Source organism: Haloferax sp. Atlit-48N (assembly GCF_003383015.2).
Taxonomy (GTDB): domain Archaea; phylum Halobacteriota; class Halobacteria; order Halobacteriales; family Haloferacaceae; genus Haloferax; species Haloferax volcanii.
In genome coordinates, this window is sequence record NZ_CP137689.1 from 971,347 (window position 1) to 994,605 (window position 23,259).

The 23,259-nt window shown below is 68.8% G+C and carries 24 protein-coding genes; 14 read left to right on the forward strand and 10 right to left on the reverse strand.

Annotation, left to right across the window (positions count from 1 at the left end; genetic code table 11):
• The first annotated feature begins 60 nt into the window (after positions 1-60).
• Positions 61-534, forward strand: a complete 474-nt coding sequence (locus DEQ67_RS05280; RefSeq protein ID WP_004043906.1) for a DUF5793 family protein — start codon at positions 61-63, stop codon at positions 532-534.
• 129 nt (positions 535-663) lie between these two features.
• Positions 664-1,290, forward strand: a complete 627-nt coding sequence (locus DEQ67_RS05285; RefSeq protein WP_004064030.1) for a uracil-DNA glycosylase family protein — start codon at positions 664-666, stop codon at positions 1,288-1,290.
• Positions 1,291-1,693: 403 nt separating this feature from the next.
• Here the strand turns inward: DEQ67_RS05285 and DEQ67_RS05290 are convergent, their stop codons facing one another.
• Both DEQ67_RS05290 and DEQ67_RS05295 read right to left on the reverse strand, forming a co-directional pair.
• The gene (locus DEQ67_RS05290; RefSeq protein WP_115802391.1) at positions 1,694-2,368 is read right to left on the reverse strand and encodes an MBL fold metallo-hydrolase; all 675 of its coding nucleotides are present in this window, start codon (positions 2,366-2,368) and stop codon (positions 1,694-1,696) included.
• A gap of 102 nt (positions 2,369-2,470) precedes the next feature.
• Positions 2,471-3,607 carry a J domain-containing protein gene (locus tag DEQ67_RS05295; protein WP_115891406.1) on the reverse strand — a complete coding sequence of 379 codons (1,137 nt, stop codon included), beginning with the start codon at positions 3,605-3,607 and terminating at the stop codon, positions 2,471-2,473.
• A 166-nt stretch (positions 3,608-3,773) separates the two neighbouring features.
• On the opposite strand from DEQ67_RS05295, the gene DEQ67_RS05300 reads away from it, so the two are divergent.
• Together DEQ67_RS05300 and DEQ67_RS05305 are read left to right on the forward strand one after the other, a co-directional pair.
• Positions 3,774-4,772, forward strand: coding sequence for an MBL fold metallo-hydrolase (locus tag DEQ67_RS05300; protein ID WP_004064025.1), 999 nt, complete (start codon positions 3,774-3,776; stop codon positions 4,770-4,772).
• A gap of 26 nt (positions 4,773-4,798) precedes the next feature.
• Positions 4,799-5,089: a DNA-directed RNA polymerase subunit L gene (locus DEQ67_RS05305; protein WP_004043899.1), complete on the forward strand. Its 291-nt coding sequence runs from the start codon at positions 4,799-4,801 to the stop codon at positions 5,087-5,089.
• A gap of 63 nt (positions 5,090-5,152) precedes the next feature.
• Here DEQ67_RS05305 and DEQ67_RS05310 read toward each other — a convergent pair whose 3' ends face one another.
• On the reverse strand, positions 5,153-5,713 hold the full coding sequence (locus DEQ67_RS05310; protein WP_115891309.1) for a DUF1684 domain-containing protein: 561 nt from the start codon (positions 5,711-5,713) through the stop codon (positions 5,153-5,155).
• Positions 5,714-5,852: 139 nt separating this feature from the next.
• Positions 5,853-6,665: an imidazole glycerol phosphate synthase subunit HisF gene (hisF, locus tag DEQ67_RS05315; protein ID WP_004064021.1), complete on the reverse strand. Its 813-nt coding sequence runs from the start codon at positions 6,663-6,665 to the stop codon at positions 5,853-5,855.
• A 175-nt stretch (positions 6,666-6,840) separates the two neighbouring features.
• On the opposite strand from hisF, the gene DEQ67_RS05320 reads away from it, so the two are divergent.
• The 3 genes from DEQ67_RS05320 (at position 6,841) to DEQ67_RS05330 (ending at position 8,361) form a co-directional block, all read left to right on the forward strand.
• Complete coding sequence (locus DEQ67_RS05320; protein ID WP_004064019.1) at positions 6,841-6,996, forward strand: hypothetical protein; 156 nt, start codon at positions 6,841-6,843, stop codon at positions 6,994-6,996.
• A 109-nt stretch (positions 6,997-7,105) separates the two neighbouring features.
• Positions 7,106-7,273, forward strand: coding sequence for a DUF7550 family protein (locus tag DEQ67_RS05325; protein ID WP_004064017.1), 168 nt, complete (start codon positions 7,106-7,108; stop codon positions 7,271-7,273).
• Between the two features lie 116 nt (positions 7,274-7,389).
• Positions 7,390-8,361, forward strand: coding sequence for a quinone oxidoreductase family protein (locus DEQ67_RS05330; protein WP_115860139.1), 972 nt, complete (start codon positions 7,390-7,392; stop codon positions 8,359-8,361).
• A gap of 51 nt (positions 8,362-8,412) precedes the next feature.
• Here the strand turns inward: DEQ67_RS05330 and purL are convergent, their stop codons facing one another.
• Entirely contained in the window at positions 8,413-10,527 is a 2,115-nt protein-coding gene (gene purL / locus DEQ67_RS05335) for a phosphoribosylformylglycinamidine synthase subunit PurL (RefSeq protein WP_115860137.1), read from the reverse strand.
• 242 nt (positions 10,528-10,769) lie between these two features.
• On the opposite strand from purL, the gene DEQ67_RS05340 reads away from it, so the two are divergent.
• Together DEQ67_RS05340 and DEQ67_RS05345 are read left to right on the forward strand one after the other, a co-directional pair.
• Positions 10,770-11,453: a PHP domain-containing protein gene (locus tag DEQ67_RS05340; RefSeq protein ID WP_004043892.1), complete on the forward strand. Its 684-nt coding sequence runs from the start codon at positions 10,770-10,772 to the stop codon at positions 11,451-11,453.
• Positions 11,453-12,544, forward strand: coding sequence for an asparagine synthase C-terminal domain-containing protein (locus DEQ67_RS05345; RefSeq protein ID WP_115802396.1), 1,092 nt, complete (start codon positions 11,453-11,455; stop codon positions 12,542-12,544). The genes DEQ67_RS05340 and DEQ67_RS05345 overlap by 1 nt, the downstream gene beginning before the upstream one ends.
• A 21-nt stretch (positions 12,545-12,565) precedes the next feature.
• Here the strand turns inward: DEQ67_RS05345 and DEQ67_RS05350 are convergent, their stop codons facing one another.
• Both DEQ67_RS05350 and DEQ67_RS05355 read right to left on the reverse strand, forming a co-directional pair.
• On the reverse strand, positions 12,566-13,048 hold the full coding sequence (locus DEQ67_RS05350) for an NUDIX hydrolase (RefSeq protein WP_004064007.1): 483 nt from the start codon (positions 13,046-13,048) through the stop codon (positions 12,566-12,568).
• A 133-nt stretch (positions 13,049-13,181) separates the two neighbouring features.
• Entirely contained in the window at positions 13,182-14,138 is a 957-nt protein-coding gene (locus tag DEQ67_RS05355; RefSeq protein ID WP_004064005.1) for a transcription initiation factor IIB, read from the reverse strand.
• Between the two features lie 261 nt (positions 14,139-14,399).
• Here DEQ67_RS05355 and gatC point away from each other — a divergent pair, with 261 nt between their 5' ends.
• The 4 genes from gatC (at position 14,400) to DEQ67_RS05375 (ending at position 18,402) form a co-directional block, all read left to right on the forward strand.
• Complete coding sequence (gene gatC, locus DEQ67_RS05360; RefSeq protein ID WP_004064004.1) at positions 14,400-14,678, forward strand: Asp-tRNA(Asn)/Glu-tRNA(Gln) amidotransferase subunit GatC; 279 nt, start codon at positions 14,400-14,402, stop codon at positions 14,676-14,678.
• Entirely contained in the window at positions 14,679-15,950 is a 1,272-nt protein-coding gene (gene gatA / locus DEQ67_RS05365; RefSeq protein WP_004064002.1) for an Asp-tRNA(Asn)/Glu-tRNA(Gln) amidotransferase subunit GatA, read from the forward strand.
• Positions 15,951-16,060: 110 nt separating this feature from the next.
• Entirely contained in the window at positions 16,061-16,741 is a 681-nt protein-coding gene (locus DEQ67_RS05370) for a potassium channel family protein (RefSeq protein ID WP_008611756.1), read from the forward strand.
• On the forward strand, positions 16,741-18,402 hold the full coding sequence (locus DEQ67_RS05375; RefSeq protein ID WP_115860135.1) for a TrkH family potassium uptake protein: 1,662 nt from the start codon (positions 16,741-16,743) through the stop codon (positions 18,400-18,402). The genes DEQ67_RS05370 and DEQ67_RS05375 overlap by 1 nt, the downstream gene beginning before the upstream one ends.
• A gap of 27 nt (positions 18,403-18,429) precedes the next feature.
• Here DEQ67_RS05375 and DEQ67_RS05380 read toward each other — a convergent pair whose 3' ends face one another.
• The 3 genes from DEQ67_RS05380 to DEQ67_RS05390 form a co-directional block, all read right to left on the reverse strand.
• Positions 18,430-20,034 carry a TrkH family potassium uptake protein gene (locus DEQ67_RS05380; protein WP_115891308.1) on the reverse strand — a complete coding sequence of 535 codons (1,605 nt, stop codon included), beginning with the start codon at positions 20,032-20,034 and terminating at the stop codon, positions 18,430-18,432.
• A 132-nt stretch (positions 20,035-20,166) separates the two neighbouring features.
• Positions 20,167-21,504 (reverse strand): Trk system potassium transporter TrkA, encoded by a 1,338-nt coding sequence (trkA, locus tag DEQ67_RS05385; RefSeq protein ID WP_004043883.1) that lies wholly within the window; start codon positions 21,502-21,504, stop codon positions 20,167-20,169.
• An 85-nt stretch (positions 21,505-21,589) separates the two neighbouring features.
• On the reverse strand, positions 21,590-22,132 hold the full coding sequence (locus DEQ67_RS05390; RefSeq protein WP_115860133.1) for a type II toxin-antitoxin system RatA family toxin: 543 nt from the start codon (positions 22,130-22,132) through the stop codon (positions 21,590-21,592).
• A 118-nt stretch (positions 22,133-22,250) separates the two neighbouring features.
• On the opposite strand from DEQ67_RS05390, the gene DEQ67_RS05395 reads away from it, so the two are divergent.
• On the forward strand, positions 22,251-23,210 hold the full coding sequence (locus DEQ67_RS05395; RefSeq protein ID WP_008609896.1) for a DUF7551 domain-containing protein: 960 nt from the start codon (positions 22,251-22,253) through the stop codon (positions 23,208-23,210).
• Positions 23,211-23,259: the final 49 nt, after the last annotated feature.

The following is a 23,259-nucleotide window of genomic DNA, read 5'->3' on the forward strand; positions in this document are numbered from 1 at the left end:
GGAACCACGCTTCGGGCGGCGTCACGTTAATAGGCGGCGCAGTACAACCAACGGTACGGAATGCGGCGTGACTACTTCGAACTCGATGTCCGCGATGTCGATTGGTACGAGGACGACGGCGACCCCCGCCAACCGACGGTATCTATCGACTTCTACGGCCCGGCCGAGGAGCTTCGGTCGCGGTTCCTCTCGACCAGCGGCGACGTGCTCGCCGCGGAGGAACTGGACGTCTCCTTTCGGCTGCAAGACTCCGTCGACGCCGACGACGCCCGCGGCGTCGTGAGCGTGACGGACCGACTGACCGGCGACTACGTCCTCGAACTCAACGCCCGCGCCGACGACGTGCTCGACTTCATTCGGGCGGCCCGCGAGTACGGACGCGCCGCGGGCGACGACGAGGGGCGCTACCGCGTCGACGTGGCCATCGAGGGGGACCACTTCGAGACCTTCGAGAAATCGACGTTCCTCGTCTACGACGGCGACGGGACGCTCCTGCGGAGCCAGAGCCTCATCCCCTCGGGCGTCGAACTCTGAGCCGGAGCCCGTCGGTCGACGGTCGACAGCGCGGACGACGTTTTCTCTCGATGCGTTCCTCACGCTCGTTCGTGTACGATATCGGGCCGAACCACGTCTTCTTTACCGACCGCTCCCACAGAGAGTACCGTGAGAAACGTAACCGACCGCACGAGAAACCCGTTCGACATGCGACCGTCGTGTGACCGGTACGTCCCCGGCTACGGCGACGCCAACGCCGACTTCCACGTCATCGGCGACCACCCCGGCGTCCACGGGGGCATCGAGACCGGCGTCCCCTTCGCGGGGGGCGCAGGCGAGAAGCTGTTCCCGGCGCTCGAAGACGGCGAGTTGCTGGCCGAGGCCGGCGACGAACCGACCGTGAACAGCACGTTCTTCTCGTATTTGCACATGTGCGTGCCGGACGGCACGCCGTCGGCGGCCGACTACACCGACATGGAGCGCTTTTTCGACGCGGAGCTCCGCGCCATCGCCGCCCACGTCCTCCTGCCGGTCGGCGCGGTGGCGACGAAGCACGTCCTGAACAACTACACGTCGGTCGGCTGGAAGACGGACATCGACATGGAAGCACTCCACGGCGAGGAACTCCGCGGGAGCGGCTTCCTCGTGTTGCCCATCAAGGACCCCGCCGAGTGGGACGACGGCGACCACGACGAACTCGTCGCCGGCCTGCTGGAGCTTCAGTCGACCGACTTCCGCCGCGAATCCGACCTCGGCCGCTTCATGCCCGGAGCGGACCCGTATCTGGTCAGATAGCGTATTTTCGGCCGCGTTCGACTCTCGTCCGCGGATTCGATAGATTCTTCACCATTCTGGCGTCCGTTCGTCCAGTAACAACCATGAAGGTTACTAGGTGTCCAGTTAATACGGCTAAATGAATCACATAAGAGCATATTTATCCAGTCGTTCTGGAGGCCGTGGTTCTAATTGGCGATAACAAAGGACTTTTTACAACTAGTGTCCAACGTGGTGTTGACGCGCGTGGTTCGATTCACTTCCGCCGGGCGCGTCAGGCAGCTGTGAGACTGGTGCTCCTCACAGTGGCTTGGTCAGTCCGGGGACCTGCGCTCGGCCGCGGTCCCCGCTCTTAACTCAGACACGAGCGATAGCTCGACGTCTCGTCACGGAGAATCGCGCTCCGAAAGCGACCGCGCTCCGATTAGAGCTTGTCCGCGAGTCGCTTGAGCGCGCCGTATCCGTACTCAGTGACCGGCTCGCCGTGGCCCACCGCGACCACGTCGACCGGCGGGCAGCGCGCCGCGAACGCGCGGACGCTCCGTCTGTTCTCCGCGGCGTCGGTCGCGATGAATCCCGGCAGCAGCCCGAGGCTCCCGTTCGACTCGCGGACCATGTCGCCGACGAACGCGACGCCGTGGTCCTCGTGGACGAACGCGGTGTGGCCGGGGGTGTGTCCCGGCGTCCGGTACGCGACGAAGCCGCCGAGTTCGTCGCCGTCGCGGACGACCTCCACGGGGTTCGTCGGGCGCTCGACGAACGACGCGAGCGCGCGCTGTGCAGCGCCTTTCAGCGAGGTGAGCGACGGCTTCGACGCGCCGGTCAGGTGCGAGGCGTCCGGCTCGGCGAGGTGAATCGGCACGTCGTCGCGGAGGCTGAGCGAGGCGAGCGACCCGACGTGGTCGAGGTCGAAATGGGTCACGAGCACCCGGTCGATAGCGCCGGGGTCGAGGTCGGAGCGGGCGAGGCCGCGGAGGAGTCGGTCGCGGTCCCACGGCGTCCCGGCGTCGACGAGCACCGTCTCCGAGCCGTCGGAGACGAGGTACGCGTTCACGCCGCGGAGTCGGAACCGCCGGACCGAGTCGGTCGGGATGGCCATACCGGCCCGTCGGGCGCGGGCGACAAAAATCGTGGGCGAGGGCGGCCCGCACGCCGCGACTTCCGAGGCGGCCGCCTGCCGGGACGCCCCGCACCGCGCCAGCTACCGCGAGGCGAAGAGATACCACCCGGCGTCGACGACGAACCCGCCGGCCCCGAGAAGCGGGCAGACGACGAAGCCGAGGAGGTCGACCGCGACGGGGCGGCCGACGCCGACCGCGCCGGCCACCACGAGCGCCAGCGGGACGGCCGCCGCGAGCGCGTAGACCCACGTTGTCCACGCGTGGCCGAACCGGGCGATGACTCCGGCGACCGAAACCGCGAGGAGCGCCGCCGCGACCGGGAGGACGACCACCGTCGGCGTCGCCGCCGCGGTCTGCAAAGCGGCGAGGCTCGGCACCGACAGCGGCGACGACGCGAGAAGCGCCGCGGCGGGCGCGGCGGTGTCGAGCGACGCGAGCGCGGTCACGAACCCCGCGCCGTCGCCCGAGAGGTGCCACGCCAAGCCGCCGAGATACGCCAGCAGCGCGCCGAGCGAGACGCCCCAGCCGTACCAAAGCGGGTTCGTCCCCCCGGACGCTGACGCGGACGCCGACTCGGAGCCGTCGCGTTCGCGTTCGAACCGGCCGGTCGTCCCCGTTCGACTGGACTGCGTGTTTCGGGTGCGGCCGCGCGACGCCCCGCTCGCGGCCGACGACTGCGATGCGCCCGTAGTCCGCGACGACGACCCGGAGGCGCGCGACGAGGAAGCCGACCCCGAGCGGCGCGACCGACCCGACCGCGACGAACTCGCGGTCGAAGACGAAGACGACGCGCGCCCGGACGACGACCGGGACGACGAGGAGGACGACCGACCGGAAGAAGACGAGGAGGACGACGTGGACGAGGACGACCGGCCGGTCGAGGACCCCGACGAACCTGACCGCCCGCCGGCGTCGGCGCTTCCAGAGCCGCCGGCCCCGGCCTGCTCGTCGGCCTTGCCGGGGTATCTGAACTTCGTCAGGCCGTCGAGGCGCTTTTCGACGTACGTCCCGTGGCCCATCCGGTCGTAGTCGGCGCGCTCGGCGTCGTCGGTGAGGACTTCGTAGGCCTTCCGGACGACGGTGAACTGCGCCGTGGCTCGCTCGTCGTCGTTGACGTCGGGGTGGTACTCCCGAGCGCGCTGACGAAAGGCCTGCTTTATCTCCGCCGTCTCGGCGTCGCGTTCGACCCCGAGGAGTTCGTAGAAGTCCACCGGCATTCGACGTGCGATTCGATGCGACGCCGGCTTTTGAATGTACCGGGCGTTCGCCCGGCGAATCGAGCCGGTGACCGACCGCGTGCCGGCGAGCGCGCGACAAACCGCGGGACGCCGCGTCCCCGAGACCATTCGGAATAATCATGCACCTCGGCGGTTAGGTGGCCGCATGGAACGGATACGGCTCGGTAACACCGTCTTCGAGGGCCTCAACAACGCCTATCTCCTCCCCGGCGACCGACCGACGCTGGTCGACGCCGGCGTGGCGACCGACTCGGTCCGCCGCGACCTCCGCGAGGGACTCGACGCGGCCGGGTGCGGGGTTGCGGACCTCGACGCCATCGTCCTCACCCACTGGCACGCCGACCACGCCGGACTGGCGGGCGAACTCCAGGCCGAGAGCGGCGCCCCGGTCTACGTCCACGCCGACGACGCGGGCATCGTCGCGGGCGACCCCGACGCGGTCGCGGCCGAGCGCTCGATTCGCGAGCGCCGCTTCGACGAGTGGCGTATCCCCGACGAACCGCTCGCCGAAGTGACCGCGTTCCTCGACGGCCACGACGACCTCCGGGGCGACCGCGTCGACGTGACGCCCGTCGAGGACGGCGACCGCATCGCCGCCGGCGACGGCGAACTCGAAGTCGTCCACCTCCCCGGCCACGCCGCCGGCCTGAGCGCTTTCGCCTTCGACGGCGAGCCCGGCGCGGGTCGCCAGGCGTTCGTCGGCGACGCGATTCTCCCGAAGTACACCCCGAACGTCGGCGGCGCTGACCTGCGGGTCGACCGCCCCCTCGAAACCTATCTCGACAGCCTCGCGCGCCTCGCGGCCCTCGACTTCGAGCGGGCGTGGCCCGGCCACCGCGACCCCATCTCCGACCCCGCCGGCCGGGCGCGCGTCATCGCGGAGCACCACCGCGAGCGCACCGAGCGCGTCGTCTCCGTCCTCGACGATCACGGGCCGGCCGACGCGTGGACCGTGAGCGCGCGCCTGTTCGGCGACCTCGAAGCCATCCACATCCTCCACGGCCCCGGCGAGGCGTTCGCCCATCTGGACCACCTCGTCGCCGAGGGCGTCGTCGCGCCCCCGGACGACGGCGGGCGGTACGAACTCCTCGACGCGGACCCGGACTTCGACGAACTGGTCGCGGTTCCCGAGACGAAACGTTAAAACGCCGCTGGAGGGAACGGAGAGCCATGGAACTGCGGGTCATCGACAAGACCGACGAGGAACTCCGCATCGAAATCGGCGGCGAGGACCACACCTTCATGAACGTCCTGAAGGGCGAACTCCTCCAGACCGACACCGTCACGGCCGCGACCTACGACGTGAACCCCGAGCAGTCCGGCGGACAGACGGACCCCGTCCTCTCCATCAAGACGGAGTCCGGCGTCGACCCCCTCGACGCGCTCGCGGAGGCCGCCCGCGGCGTCCAGCGCACCGCCGACGACTTCACCGACGCCTACCGCGCCGGTATCGACGCGTAATCTGCGGGTTCTCTCTCGTTTCTTCCGGCCGCGAGCGGCGCGTCTCTCAGTTCTCGGCTTCGGTTACTCGCCGCCGCCGCCCGGCCCTTCGTAGTCCTTCTCGCCGGCCTCGATGCGGACTTCGAGCCAGTTTTCCATCGGAACCAGCGGGCACTCGTAGCGCGGCGAGTAGGCGCAAAACGGGTTGTACGCGTAGTTGAAGTCGACCACCCAGCGCCCGTCGTCGGTCCGGTCCGCGGCTTCGAGGTCGAGGTAGCGACCCGCTCCGTACGTCTCCTCGGCGTTCGTCTCGTCGCGGAACGGAACCCACAGGCGGTCCTCGTCGGCGTCGGCGCGGTAGGCGTCGAGCGCGTACGACTCGCCGTCGACCTCGAACTCGAAGCGCCCCCACGCGAGGTACTCGCGCTCGCCGTCGGTCGAGGTGCCGATGGTGATGCGCTCGGGGTCGTCGTATTCCCGGAGTTCGAGTTCGAACCGGAGGTCGGGGTCGGGGTCGAAGTAGTCGAGGCCGTCGAAAACCTCCCGCTGGTCCGGCGGAATCGGAGAGTTGCGGTCCCCAGCGAGATAGCGGTCCTTCTGTTCGCGGTGCGTGCGGAGGGCGTCGAGCCACGCGTCGTCTGTCATCTCGGGTCGAGATACGACGCGGCGGCGGGTTAAGATTGGTTTCGACTGCGCGGGGGACGCACGACCGGCGGACGGGTCGGGACGGGACGCGAAAAGAGAGACGAAAAGAGGCGGAAAAGAACGGCTGTGGAGGCGGGGCTTACAGTCGAACCGGCACGTCGCGCTCGTCGAGGTACTCCTTGACGTCCCGAATCGTGTACTCGTCGAAGTGGAAGATGGAGGCGGCGAGCCCGGCGTCCGCGCCGGCCTCGGTGAACACCTCGTACATGTCCTCGGGGCCGCCGCAGCCGGAGGAGGCGATGACGGGCGTCGAGACGCTGTCGCAGACGGCCTTCGTCAGCGGGATGTCGTAGCCGTCTTTCGTGCCGTCGGCGTCGATGGAGTTGATGAACAGCTCGCCCGCGCCGCGGGACTCGGCCTCGTTGGCCCACTCGACCACGTCGACGCCGGTTCCCTCGCGGCCGCCCTTGACGGTGCACTCGAACCAGCAGGACTCGCCGTCGACCTCGGCGTAGTGCTCGCCCGCCTCGTCGAAGCGCCGGCGGGCGTCCACCGAGATGACGATACACTGGCTGCCGAAGGAGCGCGCGCCCTCCTCGATGAGGTCGGGGTTCTGGAGCGCCGCGGTGTTGATAGAGACCTTGTCCGCGCCGGCGCGGAGCGTCTCTTTGATGTCGTCGCGGGTGCGGATGCCGCCGCCGACCGTCAGCGGGATGAACACCTCGTCCGCGACCTTCGAGACGGTGTCGAGCATCGTCGCCCGCCCCTCGGCGGAGGCGGTGATGTCGAGGAAGACGAACTCGTCCGCGCCCGCCTCGTTGTACCGTTTGGCCATCTCGACCGGGTCGCCGGTGTACTTCAGGTCCTCGAAGTTGACGCCGGTGTAGACCGCGGGGTTCCCGTCCTCGTCGAGGTCGACGTCGATACAGGGGATGATGCGCTTCGTGAGCATTCGCTACCGGATTGTTTGCGAAAGAGCCGTTTCACCGTTTCGACTACGGCAGGTGGTGGCCGAACGCCGACCACTTGGCCGAGTCGTCCGATGACCGCGAGACCCTCTCGGACCGGTGTGGAGTCAGCTTGATGACCCGTCCGCGAAAAGCCCGACACGGGTTCCGACTCGAACGATGACGGATTCAGCCGAACTCCTCAGCCTGCTCGTGGTCGTCGAGTTCGTGGTGATGGCCGCGATAGTGGCGCTGTTGGTCCCGCTCGACGCCGCGATTCCGTTCCTCCCGCTCGCGCTCGTGTTCCTGGTCGTGCTGTATCTATATCGGTCCTGAACCGCCCGGGGTGACGCCCGCCCGCGAGACCGGTCGCAAGCGATGCAGTGGTTGGGCTCGCGGACGACGGTTAGGTGCGTTTTTGTACCGCGAACCCGTCGCCCCGCGTATGAGCGACGACCACGACCACGGACACGACGACCACCACGAAGGCGAACAAGACGGCCGCGTCACCTCCCCGATGCAGGAGTTCTCGATGAGTCAGGTCACGACCGGCGTCCTCGTCTTCGTCGTCGGCCTCGTCGTCACGTTCGGCATCCCGCTGGCGCTCGCGTAAGCGCGCCCAGAACCGTTCGAAACCGCTCGAAAAACGTTCGAAACCGCTCGAAACCGGCAATCCGCACGAACTTCCGCGTTCTCTCCCCTTTTCAGGCCCGCGCGGCTACGGCCGGTGTGAAATCTATCGTCGTCACCGAGTACGGGAGCACCGACAGCCTCGAACTGCGCGAGACCGAGACGCCCGAACCGGCCCCGGGCGAGGTCCGCATCGACGTCGAAGCCGCCGGCATCAACTTCGCGGACATCATGCAGCGGCGCGGGACCTACCGAGACGGCCCGGAACCGCCGTACACGCCGGGGATGGAGGCCGCGGGGACCATCGACGCGGTGGGCGAGGGCATCGACCGCGAGGTCGGTGAACGCGTCGTCGCAATGACCGGCGGCGGGGCGTACGCCGAGTCCGTCACCACGCCGGCCCCGACGCTGTTCGACGTGCCCGAGTCGATGTCGTTCGCCGAGGCCGCCGGCTTCCCCGTCCAGTTCCTCACCGCCTACAACTGCCTCCACGAGTGGGGCGACCTCGACGGCGACGAGCGCGTGCTGATTCAGGCGGCCGCCGGCGGCGTCGGCACCGCGGCGGTCCAACTCGCTTCCCACGCCGGCGTCGAGACGTTCGGCACGGCCAGCACCGAGGCGAAACTCGACCTCGCGGCCGACCTCGGTCTCGACCACGGCATCCAGTACACAGAAGAGGACTTCCGCGAGGTCGTCGCCGACGAGACCGACGGCGCGGGCGTCGACCTCGTCCTCGACGGCGTCGGCGGCGAGACGTTCGAGCGCAGTCTGGACGCCCTCTCCGACTTCGGCCGACTCGTCACCTACGGCGCGGCCTCCGGCGACTCTGCCGCGGCGGACCCGACGCGCCTGCTGTTCGAGAACAAGTCCGTCATCGGCTTCCACCTCGGCAGCGCCATGGAGCAGCGCCCCGAATCGATTCTCGGCGCGGTGCCGGAGCTGTCCGAACTGCTCGCCGCGGGCGAACTCGACGTGGTCGTCGGCGAGACGTTCGACCTCGAAGACGCCGCGGCGGCCCACGAGTACATCGAGGACAGAAAGAGCAGCGGCAAAGTCGTCCTCGAACCGTAACGAGCGTCGCGCGACGCGGGACCGCGCTTTTCGTTCAGTCCGGTTTTCGGTTCAGTCGAGTTCGCGGGCGAGCACGTCGCGCAGGGCTGCGATGTCGGCCGCGCCGTAGGCGACCTCGTCGCCGTCACTGTCGACCGCGAGCGAGAGCGTCGCGTCGTCGGTCGTCGTCCCGAGTTCGACGACGGGCACGTCGCCCGCGAGGTCGCGCAGTGCGGCCTCGTCGGTCGTCTCGACGACGACACGGCCGGGCGTCTCCTCGAACAGCGAGACGTAGTCGGAGACGGACACGTCCGCGCCGACCTCATCGGTGACCATCTCGGCCAGCGCGACCGCGAGACCGCCGTGGCTCGCGTCGTGAACCGCGACCGTGGACTCATCGGCCGCGACCGTCCGAATCGTCTCGACCGCGGTCGCGGCGTCGGCGTCCTCGGGGAGCGTCGGGAACGCGTCGGAGCCCCCGAGGTGGTCGAGGACCGCCGAGCCGCCGAGCGCGCCGCCGGAGTGGCCGACGAGGAACAGGTCGCCCTCGCCCGAAAGCGAGAGGCCGGGCGAGGAGCCGTCGGCCTTCCCCACCATCGCCAGCGTCGGCGTCGGCGGAATCGGGCCGGAGACGGAGTCGTTGTACAGCGAGACGTTGCCGCCGACGACCGGGACCGAAAGCGCCCGGCACATGTCGGCGAGGCCGTCGACGATGCCCTTGAAGCCGCCGTACACGTCGGGTTTCTCGGGATTGCCGCCGTTGAGACAGTCGACGGTCGCGAGGGGCGACGCGCCCTTCGCGGCGAGGTTGGTCGCGTTCTCGAAGGCGACGGCGCGCGCGCCGTCGTAGGGCGCGGCGGTCGTCCAGTTGGGGTCCGCGCCGCCGGTGAACGCGAGTTTCGTGTCGGCCTCGGGCACGTCGAGGAGCGCCGCGTCGTCGCCGGGGCGGCGGGCGGTCCGCAGGCCGACCTCGTGGTCGTACTGCCGGTAGACCCAGCGCTTCGACGCCGTGTTGGGGTCGGAGACGACCGCTTCGAACGCGTCTTCGAGGTCGAACGCGGGCAGGTCGCGCGCCGCGGCTTCGGGGTCGACCGAGTCGAGGTCGTTCATCGGCGCGCCCTCGGCGAGGAACTCCGGGGGCACGTCGACGACGGGTTCGCCGTCGAAGGTGCAGACGTAGTTGCCCTCGGCGACCTCGCCGATGACGGCGCTGCCGAGGTCGAAGCGCGCGGCGAGTTCCTGCACGCGCTCGACGTTCTCGGGAGTCACCTCGTAGCACATGCGCTCTTGGGACTCCGAGAGGAGAATCTCGAAGGCGTTCATGTTCGGCTCGCGCTGGTGGACCTTCTCGAGGTCGATTTCCGCGCCGAAGCCCCCCTTGGCGACGAGTTCCGAGGACGCGCCGCCGAGGCCGGCGGCTCCGAGGTCGCGGGCGGACTCGACGAGGTCCTCGTCGATGAGCGCCTCGTTGCACTCGATGAGCAGTTTCTCCGTGTAGGGGTCACCGACCTGTACCGCGGGCCGGTCTTCGGTTTCCGCGTCCTCAGCGAGGTCCTCGCTGGCGAAGGACGCGCCGCCGAGCCCGTCGCGGCCGGTCGAACTGCCGACGAGGACGAGCTTGTTGCCCGCCTTCTGGGCTTCGGCCGTGACGAGGCGGTCGGCCGACAGGAGGCCGACGCAGGCGACGTTGACGAGCGGGTTGCCCTCGTAGTTCTCGTGGAACGAGGTCGACCCGGTTACCGTGGGGACGCCGATGGCGTTGCCGTAGTCGGCGATGCCCTCGACGACGCCGTCGAGGAGGTACCGCGAGTGCTCGCGGTCGAAGTCGCCGAAGTAGAGGCAATCGGCCAGCGCGATGGGGTACGCGCCCATCGAGAGGGTGTCGCGGACGATGCCGCCGACGCCCGTGGCCGCGCCGTCGTAGGGGTCGACGTAGGAGGGGTGGTTGTGGCTCTCGATACCGAGCGTGATGTAGGTGTCGTCGTCCAGAGCGACGACCGCCGCGTCGTCACCGGGGCCGATGACGACCTGGTCGCCCTCCGAGTCGAACGCCGACAGAAGCGGGCGAGACGACCGGTAGGCGCAGTGTTCGCTCCAGAGGTTTTCGAAGAGTATCTCCTCGGCCGGCGTCGGGTCTCGACCGAGCTCGGCGACGACGAGGTCGCGGTCCGCGTCGGAAAGCGTCATTCACTGGTATGGTCAGAACGCACATTGTAAACCCTTTCTATGTGCACGAACGTGCCCAAAATATGGTCGAAGTCGCCGTCGTCGTCCGCATCCGACTCAGGCGGGCGTGTACGGCGGCGACTCGGACCGTCCCGGACCGGCTCGGGTCGCCCCGAACGCCCGCCGACCACCGTGCGTGAGGTCCACACGCCAATCACACCGGGACCGGGGCGCTTTTTTAGCCTCCATCGTTAGGAGACGGTGTGTTATCGGTCGAGTTGCACTCGCATTCGTCTCTGTCCTACGACGGGCGGGACCCAATCGAGTACCTCCTCGAACAGGCGGTCGCGGTCGGCTTGGACGCCCTCGCCGTGACCGACCACGACGAGATAGACGCCAGCCTCGAAGCCGCGGAGCTCGCGGCCGACTACGGGCTGGTCGGCATCCCGGGGATGGAGGTCACCTGCGCCGCGGGCCACGTCCTCGCCTTGGGCGTCGAGGAGCTGATTCCCGCGGGACTGTCGTACGACGAGACGCTCGACCGCATCCGCGACGCGGGCGGCATCGCCGTCATCCCGCACCCGTTTCAGAAGTCGCGCCACGGCGTCGCCCCTCACATCTCCAGCGCGCAGCTCGCCAGCGCCGACGCCATCGAAATCTACAACTCGCGGCTCCTCACCGGCATCGCCAACCAGCGCGCCGAGCGGTTCGCCAAGCGCCGGAACCTCCCGATGACCGCCGGGAGCGACGCCCACATCGCGGAGATGGTCGGACAGGCAGTCACCGAGGTCGGCACCGACACCCGAAGCGCCGACGCCATCCTCTCGGCCGTCGCCGACGGGCGAACCAGCGTCGTCGGCAACAAGACCCCGTGGCGCATCTCGTTCCGGCAGGCCGCGGGCGGCGCGACCCGACGACTGAAACACGCCCTGACGGACCTGTTTTGATGCGCGGCGCGTCCCCCGACCTCGTCCGGCGCGCCCTCGCCGAGCGCGACCCGCTTCCCGGAACTGCGGGCTTCGCGGGCGAACTCGACGGCCGACTCGTCCGAGACGTGCTCGGTCGCCAGCCGCTCTTCTCCGAGCGCGCCGACCCCGCGAGGTGGTCGTTCGACCACCGCGACCTCGACGACCCGGTCGCCGTCCCCGCGGGCCGCGCCCGCGGGACGACCGGCGAAGCCGCCGGCGACGACGAACGCGTCTGGTCGCTTCCCGACCCGCCGGCCGCCACCGACCGCGACGCCGCGCTCGACCGTGTCCGCGACGCGGTCTTCGAATCGGTCCGGTCGGTGGACGACGACGGCCTCGCCGTGGCCTTCTCCGGCGGCGTCGATTCGGCGGTCGTCGCGGCCGGCGTCCCCGACGCCCCCTGTTACGTCGCCGGTTTCGAGGGCTCTCACGACGTGGCCGCCGCCCGCGAGGCCGCCGCCGCGATGGACCGCGACCTCACCGTGGTCGAACTCACCCACGAGGCGCTCGAACGCGCCGTCCCGGAAATCGTCGCCGCGCTCGGCCGAACGAACCCGATGGACGTGCAAATCGTTCTGCCCCTGTACCTGCTCGCAGAGCGAGTCGCCGCGGACGGTTACGACCGCCTCGCGGTCGGGCAGGGCGCGGACGAACTGTTCGGCGGCTACGCCAAAGTCCAGAAAGCCCCCGACGACCCGCGCGTCGAGGCCGACACCGTCCGCGGGGCCGCCCGCGAAATGATTCTCACGCTCCCCGACCAGCTCGAACGCGACCTGCTCGTGCTCCGCGCCGCCGGGGTCGACCCCGTCGCGCCGCTCCTCCACGACCGGGTTGTCTCGGCTGCGCTCCCGCTCCCCGGAGAGTTACTCGTGGACGGCGACCGGCGGAAGGTCGCGCTCAGGGAGGCCGCGAGCGGCGTGCTCCCCGAGTCGGTCGCGGAAGCGGACAAGAAGGCGGTCCAGTACGGCACCTACGCCTCGCGCGAACTCGACCGGCTCGCGCGGCAGGCGGGGTTCAAGCGGCGGATGGAGAACCACGTCCAGCAGTACGTCGAATCGCTCGTGGAGTAGGTCGAAGTCGCGGAGTCCCCGCTATCTCTCTCGCTCGTCGGCGCGCACGACCTCGATAGCCTCCAGCGCGAACTGCACCGTGTCGGGGTCGATATCGCTCTCGCGGAGGTCGGACTCGTCGTACCACGCCCAGACCTCGGGGTCTGCCTCGCCCGGCGCGGGGTCGATGTCGCGGGCGTCCACCCGGGCGTAGAAGACGTGGTCGATGTGCTGGTGGCCGACCGAGCCGTCGCCGTGGACGTTGATGTCGTAGAGCATCTGCTGACGGGGCTGCGGGAGCGCCCGGCCGGCGGGCGCGGGGACCGACGGCGTGTCGTCGACGAGTTCCGGGTCGAGCCCCGTCTCCTCGCGGACCTCGCGCAGGCCGGCCTCGTGAGGGAGTTCGTCGCGGTCGACGTGCCCGCCCGGCGGGATGCGGATGCCGAGGCGCTCGTGTCGGTGGAGCGCCACCGCGCCGTCGTTGACGATGTACACGGTCGAGGTGAAATGTCGCGTCGTCTCCATGGCTGTGGCTCCGGAGCGAGCGGCATGGCTGTTGCGGAACGAAGCGGGACGGAACGAGACAAGACGGAACGGAACGGAACGGAACGGAACCGCGGAACCGAGCGGGACGAAACGGACGAACGGACCGGCCGAGTTAGGGCAGTTGGACCTGCTCTTCGGCTTCGAGGAGTTCGTGGTAGCGGTTGCGGATGGTGACCTCGGAGATGTTGGCGACCTCGGAGACCTCGTTTTGCGTCACCTTCTCGTTGGTGAGAAGCGAGGCCGCGTAGACGGCGGCGGCGGCGAGGCCAACCGGCGACTTGCCCGAGTGGACACCCTGTTCTTTGGCGTTCTTCAAGAGCTGTCGGGCGCGCCGCTCGGACTCGTCGGAGAGGCCGAGCTCGCTGGCGAACCGCGGGACGTACTGCTCGGGGTCGGCGGGCTTGATTTCGAGCGAGAGTTCGCGGACGACGTAGCGGTAGGTGCGGGCGATTTCGTCCTTCTCGACGCGCGAGACGCTCGTAATCTCGTCGAGCGAGCGCGGGGTGCCGGCCATCCGTGCGGCGGCGTACAGCGCCGACGTGGCGACGCCCTCGATGGAGCGACCGGGCAGCAGGTCGTCGTCGAGCGCGCGGCGATAGATGACCGAGGCGGTCTCGCGGACGTTATCCGGAAGGCCGAGCGCCGAGGCCATGCGGTCGATTTCGCCGAGCGCCTGCTTGAGGTTGCGCTCCTTGGAGTCGCGGGTGCGGAATCGCTCGTTCCACGTGCGAAGCCGTTGCATCTTCTCGCGCTGGCGGGACGACAGCGAGCGCCCGTAGGCGTCTTTGTTCTGCCAACCGATGTTGGTCGACAGCCCCTTGTCGTGCATCATGTTCGTCGTGGGCGCGCCGACGCGGGATTTCTCGTCTTTCTCCGAGGAGTTGAACGCGCGCCACTCGGGGCCGTGGTCGATCTCGTCTTCCTCGACGACGAGCCCACAGTCGTCGCAGACCGTCTCACCGTGTTCGGTGTCGGAGACGAGGCTCTCCGAGCCGCATTCGGGGCACGTGGGCGTCTGCTCCCGCTCGGTGTCGGTCTGCTCGGTATCTTTCGTATTCTCATTGCGCACGCGCGCGTTGCCGGTCGTGAAACGTCGGACACTTTCTGTCATTGTGTGCGAGAGAAGCAACTGGGAACGGTCGTTCTCCGTCTATTCGTATTGACCCTCGTTACTTATATCTGACGGCGACAGGAGGACGGAATGGCCCGGGTCCGCACGGTCGGCCCCGGCCGCCTCGCCGGTGGTCTCGCCCCGGCTGACTCGCGCCGGGGACCGGACGAAACGACCCACACCGAAACTCTTACTCCCGGTCTCCGTTTCCTCCGATACATGAGCGATACGCCCGTCGACGCCGACGAGGTTCGACACGTCGCCGAGTTGGCGCGGGTCGACCTCGACGAGGACGAGGTCGAGGAGTTCGCGGCGCAGTTCGCGGACATCCTCGGCTACTTCGACGCCCTCGACGAGGTCCCCGAAGTCGACCGCGAGGACGAACTGGTGAACGTGATGCGCCCCGACGAGGTCCGCGACGGCCTCACCCAAGAGGAGGCGCTGTCGAACGCCGCAGAGACCGAAGACGGCTTCTTCAAGGGCCCGCGGGTGTCGTAGATGTCGCTGAACGCCTTCATCACGAAAGAGACGCTCGACGGCTCCGACGACGGCCCGCTCGCGGGCAAGTCCGTCGCCGTCAAGGACAACATCTCCACGGAGGGGCTGCGGACGACCTGCGGCTCCGCGATGCTCGAAGACTACGTCCCGCCGTACGACGCGACCGTCGTCGAACTCCTGAAGGACGCCGGCGCGACCATCGTCGGCAAGGCCAACATGGACGAGTTCGGCATGGGGACGACGACCGAGACCTCGGCGTTCGGCCCGACCAAGAACCCCGTCGACGAGTCCCGCGTCCCCGGCGGCTCCTCCGGTGGCTCCGCGGCCGCCGTCGCCGCCGGCGAGGCCGACCTCGCGCTCGGCACCGACACGGGCGGCTCCATCCGCTGTCCCGCCGCGTTCTGCGGCGTCGTCGGTATCAAGCCCACCTACGGCCTCGTCTCGCGCTACGGCCTCGTCGCCTACGCGAACTCCCTCGAACAGATCGGCCCAATCGCGCCGACCGTCGAGGACGCCGCCGCGCTCCTCGACGTCATCGCCGGCCCCGACGACCGAGACGGCACGACCCGCGACGCCGGTGCCGACTCGAACTACGCCGCGGCCGCCGACGGCGACGTCGAGGGCCTCACCATCGGCGTCCCGACCGAGTTCGTCGAGGGCGCGGACGAGGGCGTCGAGGAGGCGTTTTGGGCCGCGCTCGACGAACTCGAAGCCCAGGGCGCTGAGTACCGCGAGGTCAGTATGCCCTCGGTCGAGAAGGCCGTCGCCGCCTACTACGTCATCGCCATGTCCGAGGCGTCGTCGAACCTCGCTCGCTTCGACGGCGTCCGCTACGGCAAGTCCGGCGGCTACGACGGCAACTGGAACGAGGCGTTCGCCCGCGCCCGCGAGGACGGCTTCGGCTCCGAGGTCAAACGCCGCATCCTCCTCGGTACGTACGCCCTCTCGGCGGGCTACCACGACAAGTACTACGCGAAGGCCCAGGACGCCCGCGCGTGGGTCAAACAGGACTTCGACGAGGCGTTCGAGGACGTCGACGTGGTCGCGTCGCCGACGATGCCCGTCCCGCCGTTCGAACTCGGCGAGAGCCTCGACGACCCGCTCCAGATGTACCTCGCAGACGCGAACACCGTGCCGGTGAACCTCGCGAACCTCCCCGCCATCTCGGTTCCGGCGGGCGAGACCGACGGCCTCCCGGTCGGCCTCCAACTCATCGGCCCCAAGTTCGGCGAGGAGACCATCGTCCGCGCCGCGTCCGCGGTCGAGAACTGAGTCGGCCGCGCGGCTCTCGTTCCGTTCTCACGCGGTCTCTCGCGTTCGAGGGAGCGACGGAACGCCATGCCGATAGTTTTTCCACCGCCCCACGCCCACGCCGGAACGTCATGTACATCATCGTCGTCGGCGCGGGCAACATCGGCACGCCGCTCATCGAAATCGCCACCGAGGGCGGCAACGAGGTCGTCGTCGTCGAGCGCGACGAGGCGAAGGCCGAGGCGGCCGCCGCGACGTTCGACTGTCTCGTCCTCAACGACGACGCCACGGTCAAACAGACGCTCGACGAGGCCGGCGCGGACCGCGCCGACGCCATCATCACGACGACCGACAAGGACGCGACAAACATCATGGTCTGTCTGTTGGCGAAGGAACTCGACATCCCCGACATCGTCTCGGTCGTCCACAACCCCGAGCACATGAGCCTCTACCGCCAAATCGGCGTCAACACGATGGAGAACCCCCAGCGGCTCATCGCGGAGTACCTCTACCGCGCGGTCAAGCGCCCCTCTATCGTCGACTACATGCGCATCGGTGAGCACGCCGAGGTGTTCGAAATCCGCGTCGACGAGGACGCGCCGATAACCGGGATGACGATTCAGGAGGCGGCACAGGAGGACCTCCTCGACGGCGACACGCTCATCGTCGCCGTCGAGCGCGAGGGCGACGACGACCCCGTGACGCCCCGCGGGAACACCGCCATCGGCGCGGGCGATCTCCTGACGGTCTACTCCGCGAAGGGCGCGACGCCCGAGGTGACTGACGTGTTCGGCCACTACGAGGACCACTGATGCCCCGTCGCGGACGAACCGTCTCGGGGTGGCCCGCCGACCTCGCGGTCATCGGCCGCGACGTGGGGTCGCTCCTCGCCATGGAGTCGGCCCTGATGACCGCCTCGGTCCTCGTCGCGGTCGGCTTCCGCGAGTGGTACGCCGCGCTCGCGTTCCTCGCCGCCGGGGGCGCGACGGCGTTCGTCGGGCTGGGCGCGCGAAAGGCGTTCGCGGACGCCCCCGCCCCCCGGATGAAACACGGGATGATAATCGCCGCCGCGGGCTGGTTCGCCACGGCCGCCTTCGGGTCGCTTCCCTTCTTCCTCACGGCGCAGTTCGCCCCGCAGGGCGTCTTCACGGCGCTCGTGCCCGCCGGCGTCGACTACGCCCAGTCGAGTCTCGTCTACTTCCGCGACCCGTTGCACGCCCTGTTCGAGAGCATGAGCGGCTGGACCGGAAGCGGGCTGACGATGGGCATCCACGAGCCGTCGCTTCCCCGGACGATTCAGTGGTGGCGCTCGCTCATCCAGTGGGTCGGCGGCGTGGGCGTCATCGTCCTCACCGTCTCCATCCTCTCGCGGCCCGGCAGCGGGAGCTACGCCCTGTACCGCGGCGAGGCCAGAGAGGAGAAGATTCACCCGAGCGTCGTCTCGACGGTCCGGACGGTCTGGAAGATTTTCGTCGGCTACACGCTCCTGTCGGTGGTCGTCCTCTTCGTCGCCATCCGCGCCAGCGACTACGGGGCGACGCTCCCGCTGTGGGAGGTCGCGTGGCAGGCGCTCAATCACGCGATGACGGGGCTTTCGACCGGCGGATTCGCCGTCACCGACGGCTCCATCGGCACGTACGACTCGCCGCTCATCGAGACGGTGTTGCTCCCCATCATGGCGCTGGGCGCAATCGCCTTCCCCGTCCACTACGCCATTCTGAAACACCGCGACATCGACCGCCTCTGGGGCGACCTCCAGACGCGCTGGCTCCTCGTTCTCTTCGCGGTCGGCGCGGTCGCGCTCGCCGTCCAGAACCTCGTCAGCCTCCCGGCGACCGCGGGCTCGGCGTTCGTCGAGACCGCGGACTACTTCGGACTCGCCGGCGTCGTCGGCGGGCCGGAGTCGGACGCCGTCCGCGACGCCGCGTTCCACTGGGTGAGCGCGCTCACCTGCACCGGCTTTCAGGCCGCACCGCTCGGCGCGTGGTCAGACGGCGGGAAGATTCTCCTGTCGGGGGCGATGACCCTCGGCGGGGCCGCCGGGTCGACCGTCGGCGGCATCAAAATCATCCGCGGCTACACCATCTCCCGCGGCATCCGCTGGCAGTTCTCCCGCGTCTTCCTCCCCGAGAGCGCGGTCGTCAACATCGAGATGAACGGCCGCCGCCTCTCGCGGACCGAGATGGACCGCGAGTTCTCCGAGGCGGCCATCGTCTCGATGCTCTGGCTGTTGCTCCTCGTCGGGTCGAGCGTCCTCCTCGTGAACCTCGCCGGACCGGAGTTCACCTACGCCGACGCGCTGTTCGAAGTCGCGTCCGCACAGGGCAACGTCGGTATCTCGACGGGCATCACCGGTCCCTCGATGAACCCGTGGGCCGAGACGATGTTCCTCTTTAACATGTGGGTCGGCCGCCTCGAAATCATCCCGGTGTTGGTGTTCGCCCGGTCGGCAATCTACGGGCTGAACCCCTGAGCAAAAGCGGACGCGGTTTTTTCGGCGTTACCGACGCCAGTACTCCGGCGTGAAGATGACTAACACGGGCAGAATCTCCAGTCGGCCCACCCACATGAGAAGCACCATGTACAGCTTCGAGCCGTTGGAGAAGTCGAGATAGCTCCCCATCGGGCCGACGACGCCGAATCCCGGCCCGACGTTCCCGAGGGTCGCGGCGACGGCGCTCATGGTTTCGAGGATGCTCACGTCGAAGCCGATGCGCGCGGCGTCGAGGTGGAGCAGGCCGGTCGAGACGAAAAACAGCACGAGATACAGGAGCGTGAAGGCGTAGATGCCGCGGATGGCCCGCTCGTCGACCGCGCGGCCGGCGAGCCTGACGGGGCGGACCGCCTCGGGGTGAGCCGTCGTGAACAGCTCTCGGCGGAGCGATTTCACGATGACGTACCAGCGGACGATTTTCACCGCGCCGCCGGTCGACCCCCCGGAGCCGCCGATGAACATCGCGAACAGCAGGACGTACTGCGCCGGCGCGCTCCACGCGTTGAAGTCGATGCTGGCGTAGCCGGTCGTCGTGACGATGGAGACGACCTGAAACACCGACTGGCGAACCGCGGGTTCGACGTTGCCGATGATGGCCGTGCGGATGCCTTCGAGGTAGAGTTGGTCGTACGTCTCGCCCGCGGGCGCGACGGACATCAGCCCGTCACCGAGGAACAGGATTCCCGCGAGGATGGCCGAGACGACGCCGATGACGCCGAGGTAGGACTTGAACTCGGTGTCGCGGAACAGCCGCTTCGGGTCGCCGGTGAGGACGTGCCAAAACAGCGCGAAGTTGGTCCCGGCGGCGACCATGAAGGGGATAACGACCCACTGCGCGGCCGCCGAAAACGCCTCGATGCTGTGGGCCTCAGGCGAGAATCCGCCGGTCGGCATCGTCGTCAGCCCGTGGGCGATGGCGTTGTACACGCCCATGTTCGGGGCGTGGCCGGTGACGTTGAGCCCGTAGAGGAGGACGATTTCGAGGACGGTGAGACCGAGGTACGCGCCCCAGAGCGCGCGGGCCGTCTCGGCGATGCGCGGCGTGAGCTTCTCGATGCCGGGGCCGGGCGCTTCGGCGTCCATCAGCTGTGCGCCGCCGACGGAGAGTTCGGGAAGGATGGCCACCGCGAGGACGACGATACCCATCCCGCCGAGCCACTGGGTGAGCTGTCGCCACATCATGATGCCGCGGGTGTGCGAGTCGAACGAGATGTCGCCGAGCACCGTCGCCCCGGTCGTGGTGAAGCCGCTCATCGTCTCGAATAGCGCGTTCACCGGGTTGCCGAGGGTCGATTCGGGGTGGATGGGCGACGCGACGAAGGGGATGCCGTGGGCCTCGATGAGAAACGGTATCGCGCCGACTATCGTGACCGCTAGCCACGTCAGCGCGACCATCAGAAAGCCCTCTCGGGCCCCGATGTCGGGGTCGTCGGCGAGCCGTTCGAGCCCCGTGCCGACGAGGACCGTGACGGCCATCGTGACGACGAACGGGAGCACCGACTCGCCGTAGTACAGCGCGACCACGAGCGGGAAACAAAGAGGGACCGCGAGATACTTCAGGACGGTCCCCACGAGACGCAGGCTGGCTCTGTAATCGACCCGCAATTTCATCCGTGGACTAACGTACCGAGCGCCGGGTTCTTCCGTGTTCGGGTTCGCAGTCGGGGGCGCGACACCGTGACGCGGTGGGGATTCGGCGCACCCGTGGGTCGGCGGCGACGGGGGTGGCGGCGACGGGCCGGGTTACAGATTGGGTGTCACGTCGTCGATGACGCAGCTATCGACGAAGACGACGACGTGGTCGCCGGGTTCGATGACGGTGTCGCCGCGGGGGGTGATGAACTCGCGGCGGCGGGTTATCGCGCCGATGACGACGCCTTCGGGGAGCGTCGCCACCGACTCCCGAATCGGCTTGCCCGCGAGGACGCTCTCGGCGTCCACCTCGATTTCGAGCACTTCGGCCTTGTCAGACTCGATGAGCGCGACGTTCTCCGCGCCGCCCTCGCGGGTAAAGCGGGTTATCTCCTCTGCGACGACCTCGCGGGGGCTGACGCCCACGTCGACGCCGACGGCCTCGAACAGGTCCACGTACGGCGTCGTGTCGATGACGGCGACGGTGCGCTCGACGCCGAGGCGGGCGGCGAGAAGCGACACGAGCAGGTTCTTCTCGTCGGAGTCGAGCGCCGAGACGAGCAGGTCGGCGTCGCCGATGTACTCGCGTTCGAGGAAGTCCACGTCGGTCGCGTCGCTCTCCATGACGATGGTTCCGGGGAGCATCTCCGCGAGTTCGCGGGCGCGCTCCGCGTCGTGCTCGATGAGCCTGGGCTTGAAGCCGCGCTCTTCGAGCAGGCGGGCGACGTGGTAGCCGATTTCGCTCCCGCCGACGATGACGACCTCCTCGGCGGTTCCCGGCGGTTCGTCGGGCGAGACGGAGCTTGCGAAGCCCTGGACGCTCTTGGGGCTGCCGATGACGACGACGCGGTCGCCGGGGCCGATGACGGAGTCGCCGCGGGGGATGGTGACCTCGCCGTCGCGGAGGATGGCCGCGAACGTCAGCGAGTCGAAGCGGTCGGCCTCGCTCACGGTCTGGTTGGCGACGGGGCTCTCCTCGTCGACTTCGAACTCGGCCATCTGGACCTGCCCGCCCGCGAAGGGGTCCACGTCGCGCGCGGCGGGGAGGCCGACGACGCGGACGATGGACTCCGCGGCGAGCAGGTTCGTACAGACCATGAAGTCGATGCCGAACGCCTTCTCGGAGCGCTGCCACGTCCGGAGGTACTCCGTGTTCTTGACCCGGGCGATTGTGAACGCGTTCGAGATGGCCTTGGCGGTCGCGCAGGCGACGATGTTCGTCTCGTCGTCGTCGGTCGAGGCGATGACCATGTCGGCGCGCTCCACGTCGGCCTCTTCGAGCGTGTCCACCGAGGTTCCGTCGCCGTGGAGCGCCAGCACGTCGAGCGAGTAGTTCAGTTCGTCGACGCGCTCGGGGTCGCAGTCGATGACGACGACCTCGTGGGTCTCGTCGAGGTCGGCCGCGATGGACGACCCGACCTGTCCGGCACCGATGATTATCACGCGCACCAGAGACCAGCCCCTGTCATACCCCTGTGTTGGACCGCGGGCGCGTATGTGCATTTCCCTTCTCGAATCCCCGGGGCACCGACGCTCACGACCCCGGTTTCGAGTGTATCGTCAGTTCCACGCGCCGCGGTCGCCCCTCGATGTCCGCGACGATGCGCTCGACGATTCGCTCCGCCTCCTTCTGGAGCACCGGCCGGAGCTTGTCGATGACCCACCCGAGCGAGACGAACCGCGGGAGGTCGACGTCGCCCGCGGAGACGCTGTCGGGGTCGTACTCGACCTCGAAGAAGACGCGGCAGGCGGTGTCGGCGTCCGGCGGGGCCTCGCCCTCGTCGGGCAGGTCGTCGAGTTCCTCGACTCGCCAGCGGCCGACGGCGTGTACGTCCTTGGTGATGGTCCAGTCGATTCGCGTCGGCGGGGTGACGTCGGTCACCTTCGACTCGGCGGTGTAGGTGAGCTTCCACCACGAAAAGTACAGGGCGTACCGCGTGCCCGGCGACCCGTCGCCCGACTGCCGAACGTCCCGCAGGTGCTTCGAGTAGTCGGCGTACCGCGGGAAGTCGACGAGGAACTCGTATATCTCCTCGGGCGGCAGGTAGACGACGGTGCTGACGGCTATCTCGTCCACGAGCGTCGAATGGAGTCGGCGGGACCAAAGCCTTGTGGGCCGTGTCGCTCGCTCGCGCGGCGCGGACGCCCTCGCAATCGCAACCTATAATCGGTCGGTGTCTCGACATACAGCCGAGATGGTGGGGGGGACGCTTCGGGACATCAGAGCCGAGATTCGGTCTCTGGCGTGTTCCGACGGCGACTACGCAGTTGTGTGCGGCCGCACGGGTTCGCCGCCCGGAGCCGCCGCAGGACAGCGGTTTCCGGGCCGGCGCGCCGCCGGCGAGGCCGCGGAACTGACGCGGGACTACCGGGCGGCGCTCCGGCGCTACGACCCGAACAGCCCGTACGACGACCCGCTCGTGTACGAGGTGGCCGAGGGACCGCCACGGGCCGCCGAGGAGTCGGCGGACGAGTACGCCCGATACAGCGCGTTCTGCCACGACACCGCGGGCGCGCTGTTCGAGGGGCTGTCGGAACTCGGCTATCGGGAGGCCGAGACCGCCGCGATGGAGACGTACCTCACGCTGGCCGAGGTCGTCGACGACCGCGACGACTTCTGTCTCACGCTGGTGTGGAGCCTGATGAGCGAACTGGACGTTCGCCTCTCGGCCGACGAGCAGCGGGCGGTCGTCGAGACGGCGGCCGGGCTGTTCTGTCCGACCCCGACGCCGAACCCCGTGGACGCGGCGCTTCGACACCTCGAAGCCGTCGGCTTCGTCGAGGGCTACTCGGTGCGGCCGATACCCGACGCCGAGGCGGCTGGAACTGCCGGTGCCGACGCCCGAACCGACGCACGGACCGACGGCGACGACAGCTCCCGGACGTGGGAGCTCACCTTCGGGGACTACGCGCTCGCGGAGCGGACCGGCCGGATTCCGACGCTACCGCTCGCCGTGGCTCTCGTCCGGCGGACGCCGGAGCGAACCGTGCGCTTTCTCGACGGCGAGGCGCTGTCTGACGGGCGCTGGCGGCTCCGGCTCCGAATGTCACCGAAGAACGGAGCGGGGCACGCACCCGGCTCGGCGGGCCTCGTCAGCGTCGAGGCAATCGAGAACCGCTGGCTCAACGACCCGAGCGCGTCGCTGGGTCGGTAGCCCGAACCGCCTCCGGGCGGAAATCGGCAGCGTTCAGCGACATCCGTAC

Coding starts and splice junctions, on each gene's coding strand:
- DEQ67_RS05280 (WP_004043906.1), top strand. CDS start 61: ATGCGGCGTGACTACTTCGAACTCGATGTCCGCGATGTCGATTGGTAC.
- DEQ67_RS05290 (WP_115802391.1), bottom strand. CDS start 2,368: ATGGCCATCCCGACCGACTCGGTCCGGCGGTTCCGACTCCGCGGCGTG.
- DEQ67_RS05295 (WP_115891406.1), bottom strand. CDS start 3,607: ATGCCGGTGGACTTCTACGAACTCCTCGGGGTCGAACGCGACGCCGAG.
- DEQ67_RS05300 (WP_004064025.1), top strand. CDS start 3,774: ATGGAACGGATACGGCTCGGTAACACCGTCTTCGAGGGCCTCAACAAC.
- DEQ67_RS05305 (WP_004043899.1), top strand. CDS start 4,799: ATGGAACTGCGGGTCATCGACAAGACCGACGAGGAACTCCGCATCGAA.
- DEQ67_RS05310 (WP_115891309.1), bottom strand. CDS start 5,713: ATGACAGACGACGCGTGGCTCGACGCCCTCCGCACGCACCGCGAACAG.
- hisF (WP_004064021.1), bottom strand. CDS start 6,665: ATGCTCACGAAGCGCATCATCCCCTGTATCGACGTCGACCTCGACGAG.
- DEQ67_RS05320 (WP_004064019.1), top strand. CDS start 6,841: ATGACGGATTCAGCCGAACTCCTCAGCCTGCTCGTGGTCGTCGAGTTC.
- DEQ67_RS05325 (WP_004064017.1), top strand. CDS start 7,106: ATGAGCGACGACCACGACCACGGACACGACGACCACCACGAAGGCGAA.
- purL (WP_115860137.1), bottom strand. CDS start 10,527: ATGACGCTTTCCGACGCGGACCGCGACCTCGTCGTCGCCGAGCTCGGT.
- DEQ67_RS05345 (WP_115802396.1), top strand. CDS start 11,453: ATGCGCGGCGCGTCCCCCGACCTCGTCCGGCGCGCCCTCGCCGAGCGC.
- DEQ67_RS05350 (WP_004064007.1), bottom strand. CDS start 13,048: ATGGAGACGACGCGACATTTCACCTCGACCGTGTACATCGTCAACGAC.
- gatC (WP_004064004.1), top strand. CDS start 14,400: ATGAGCGATACGCCCGTCGACGCCGACGAGGTTCGACACGTCGCCGAG.
- gatA (WP_004064002.1), top strand. CDS start 14,679: ATGTCGCTGAACGCCTTCATCACGAAAGAGACGCTCGACGGCTCCGAC.
- DEQ67_RS05370 (WP_008611756.1), top strand. CDS start 16,061: ATGTACATCATCGTCGTCGGCGCGGGCAACATCGGCACGCCGCTCATC.
- DEQ67_RS05375 (WP_115860135.1), top strand. CDS start 16,741: ATGCCCCGTCGCGGACGAACCGTCTCGGGGTGGCCCGCCGACCTCGCG.
- DEQ67_RS05380 (WP_115891308.1), bottom strand. CDS start 20,034: ATGAAATTGCGGGTCGATTACAGAGCCAGCCTGCGTCTCGTGGGGACC.
- DEQ67_RS05395 (WP_008609896.1), top strand. CDS start 22,251: ATGGTGGGGGGGACGCTTCGGGACATCAGAGCCGAGATTCGGTCTCTG.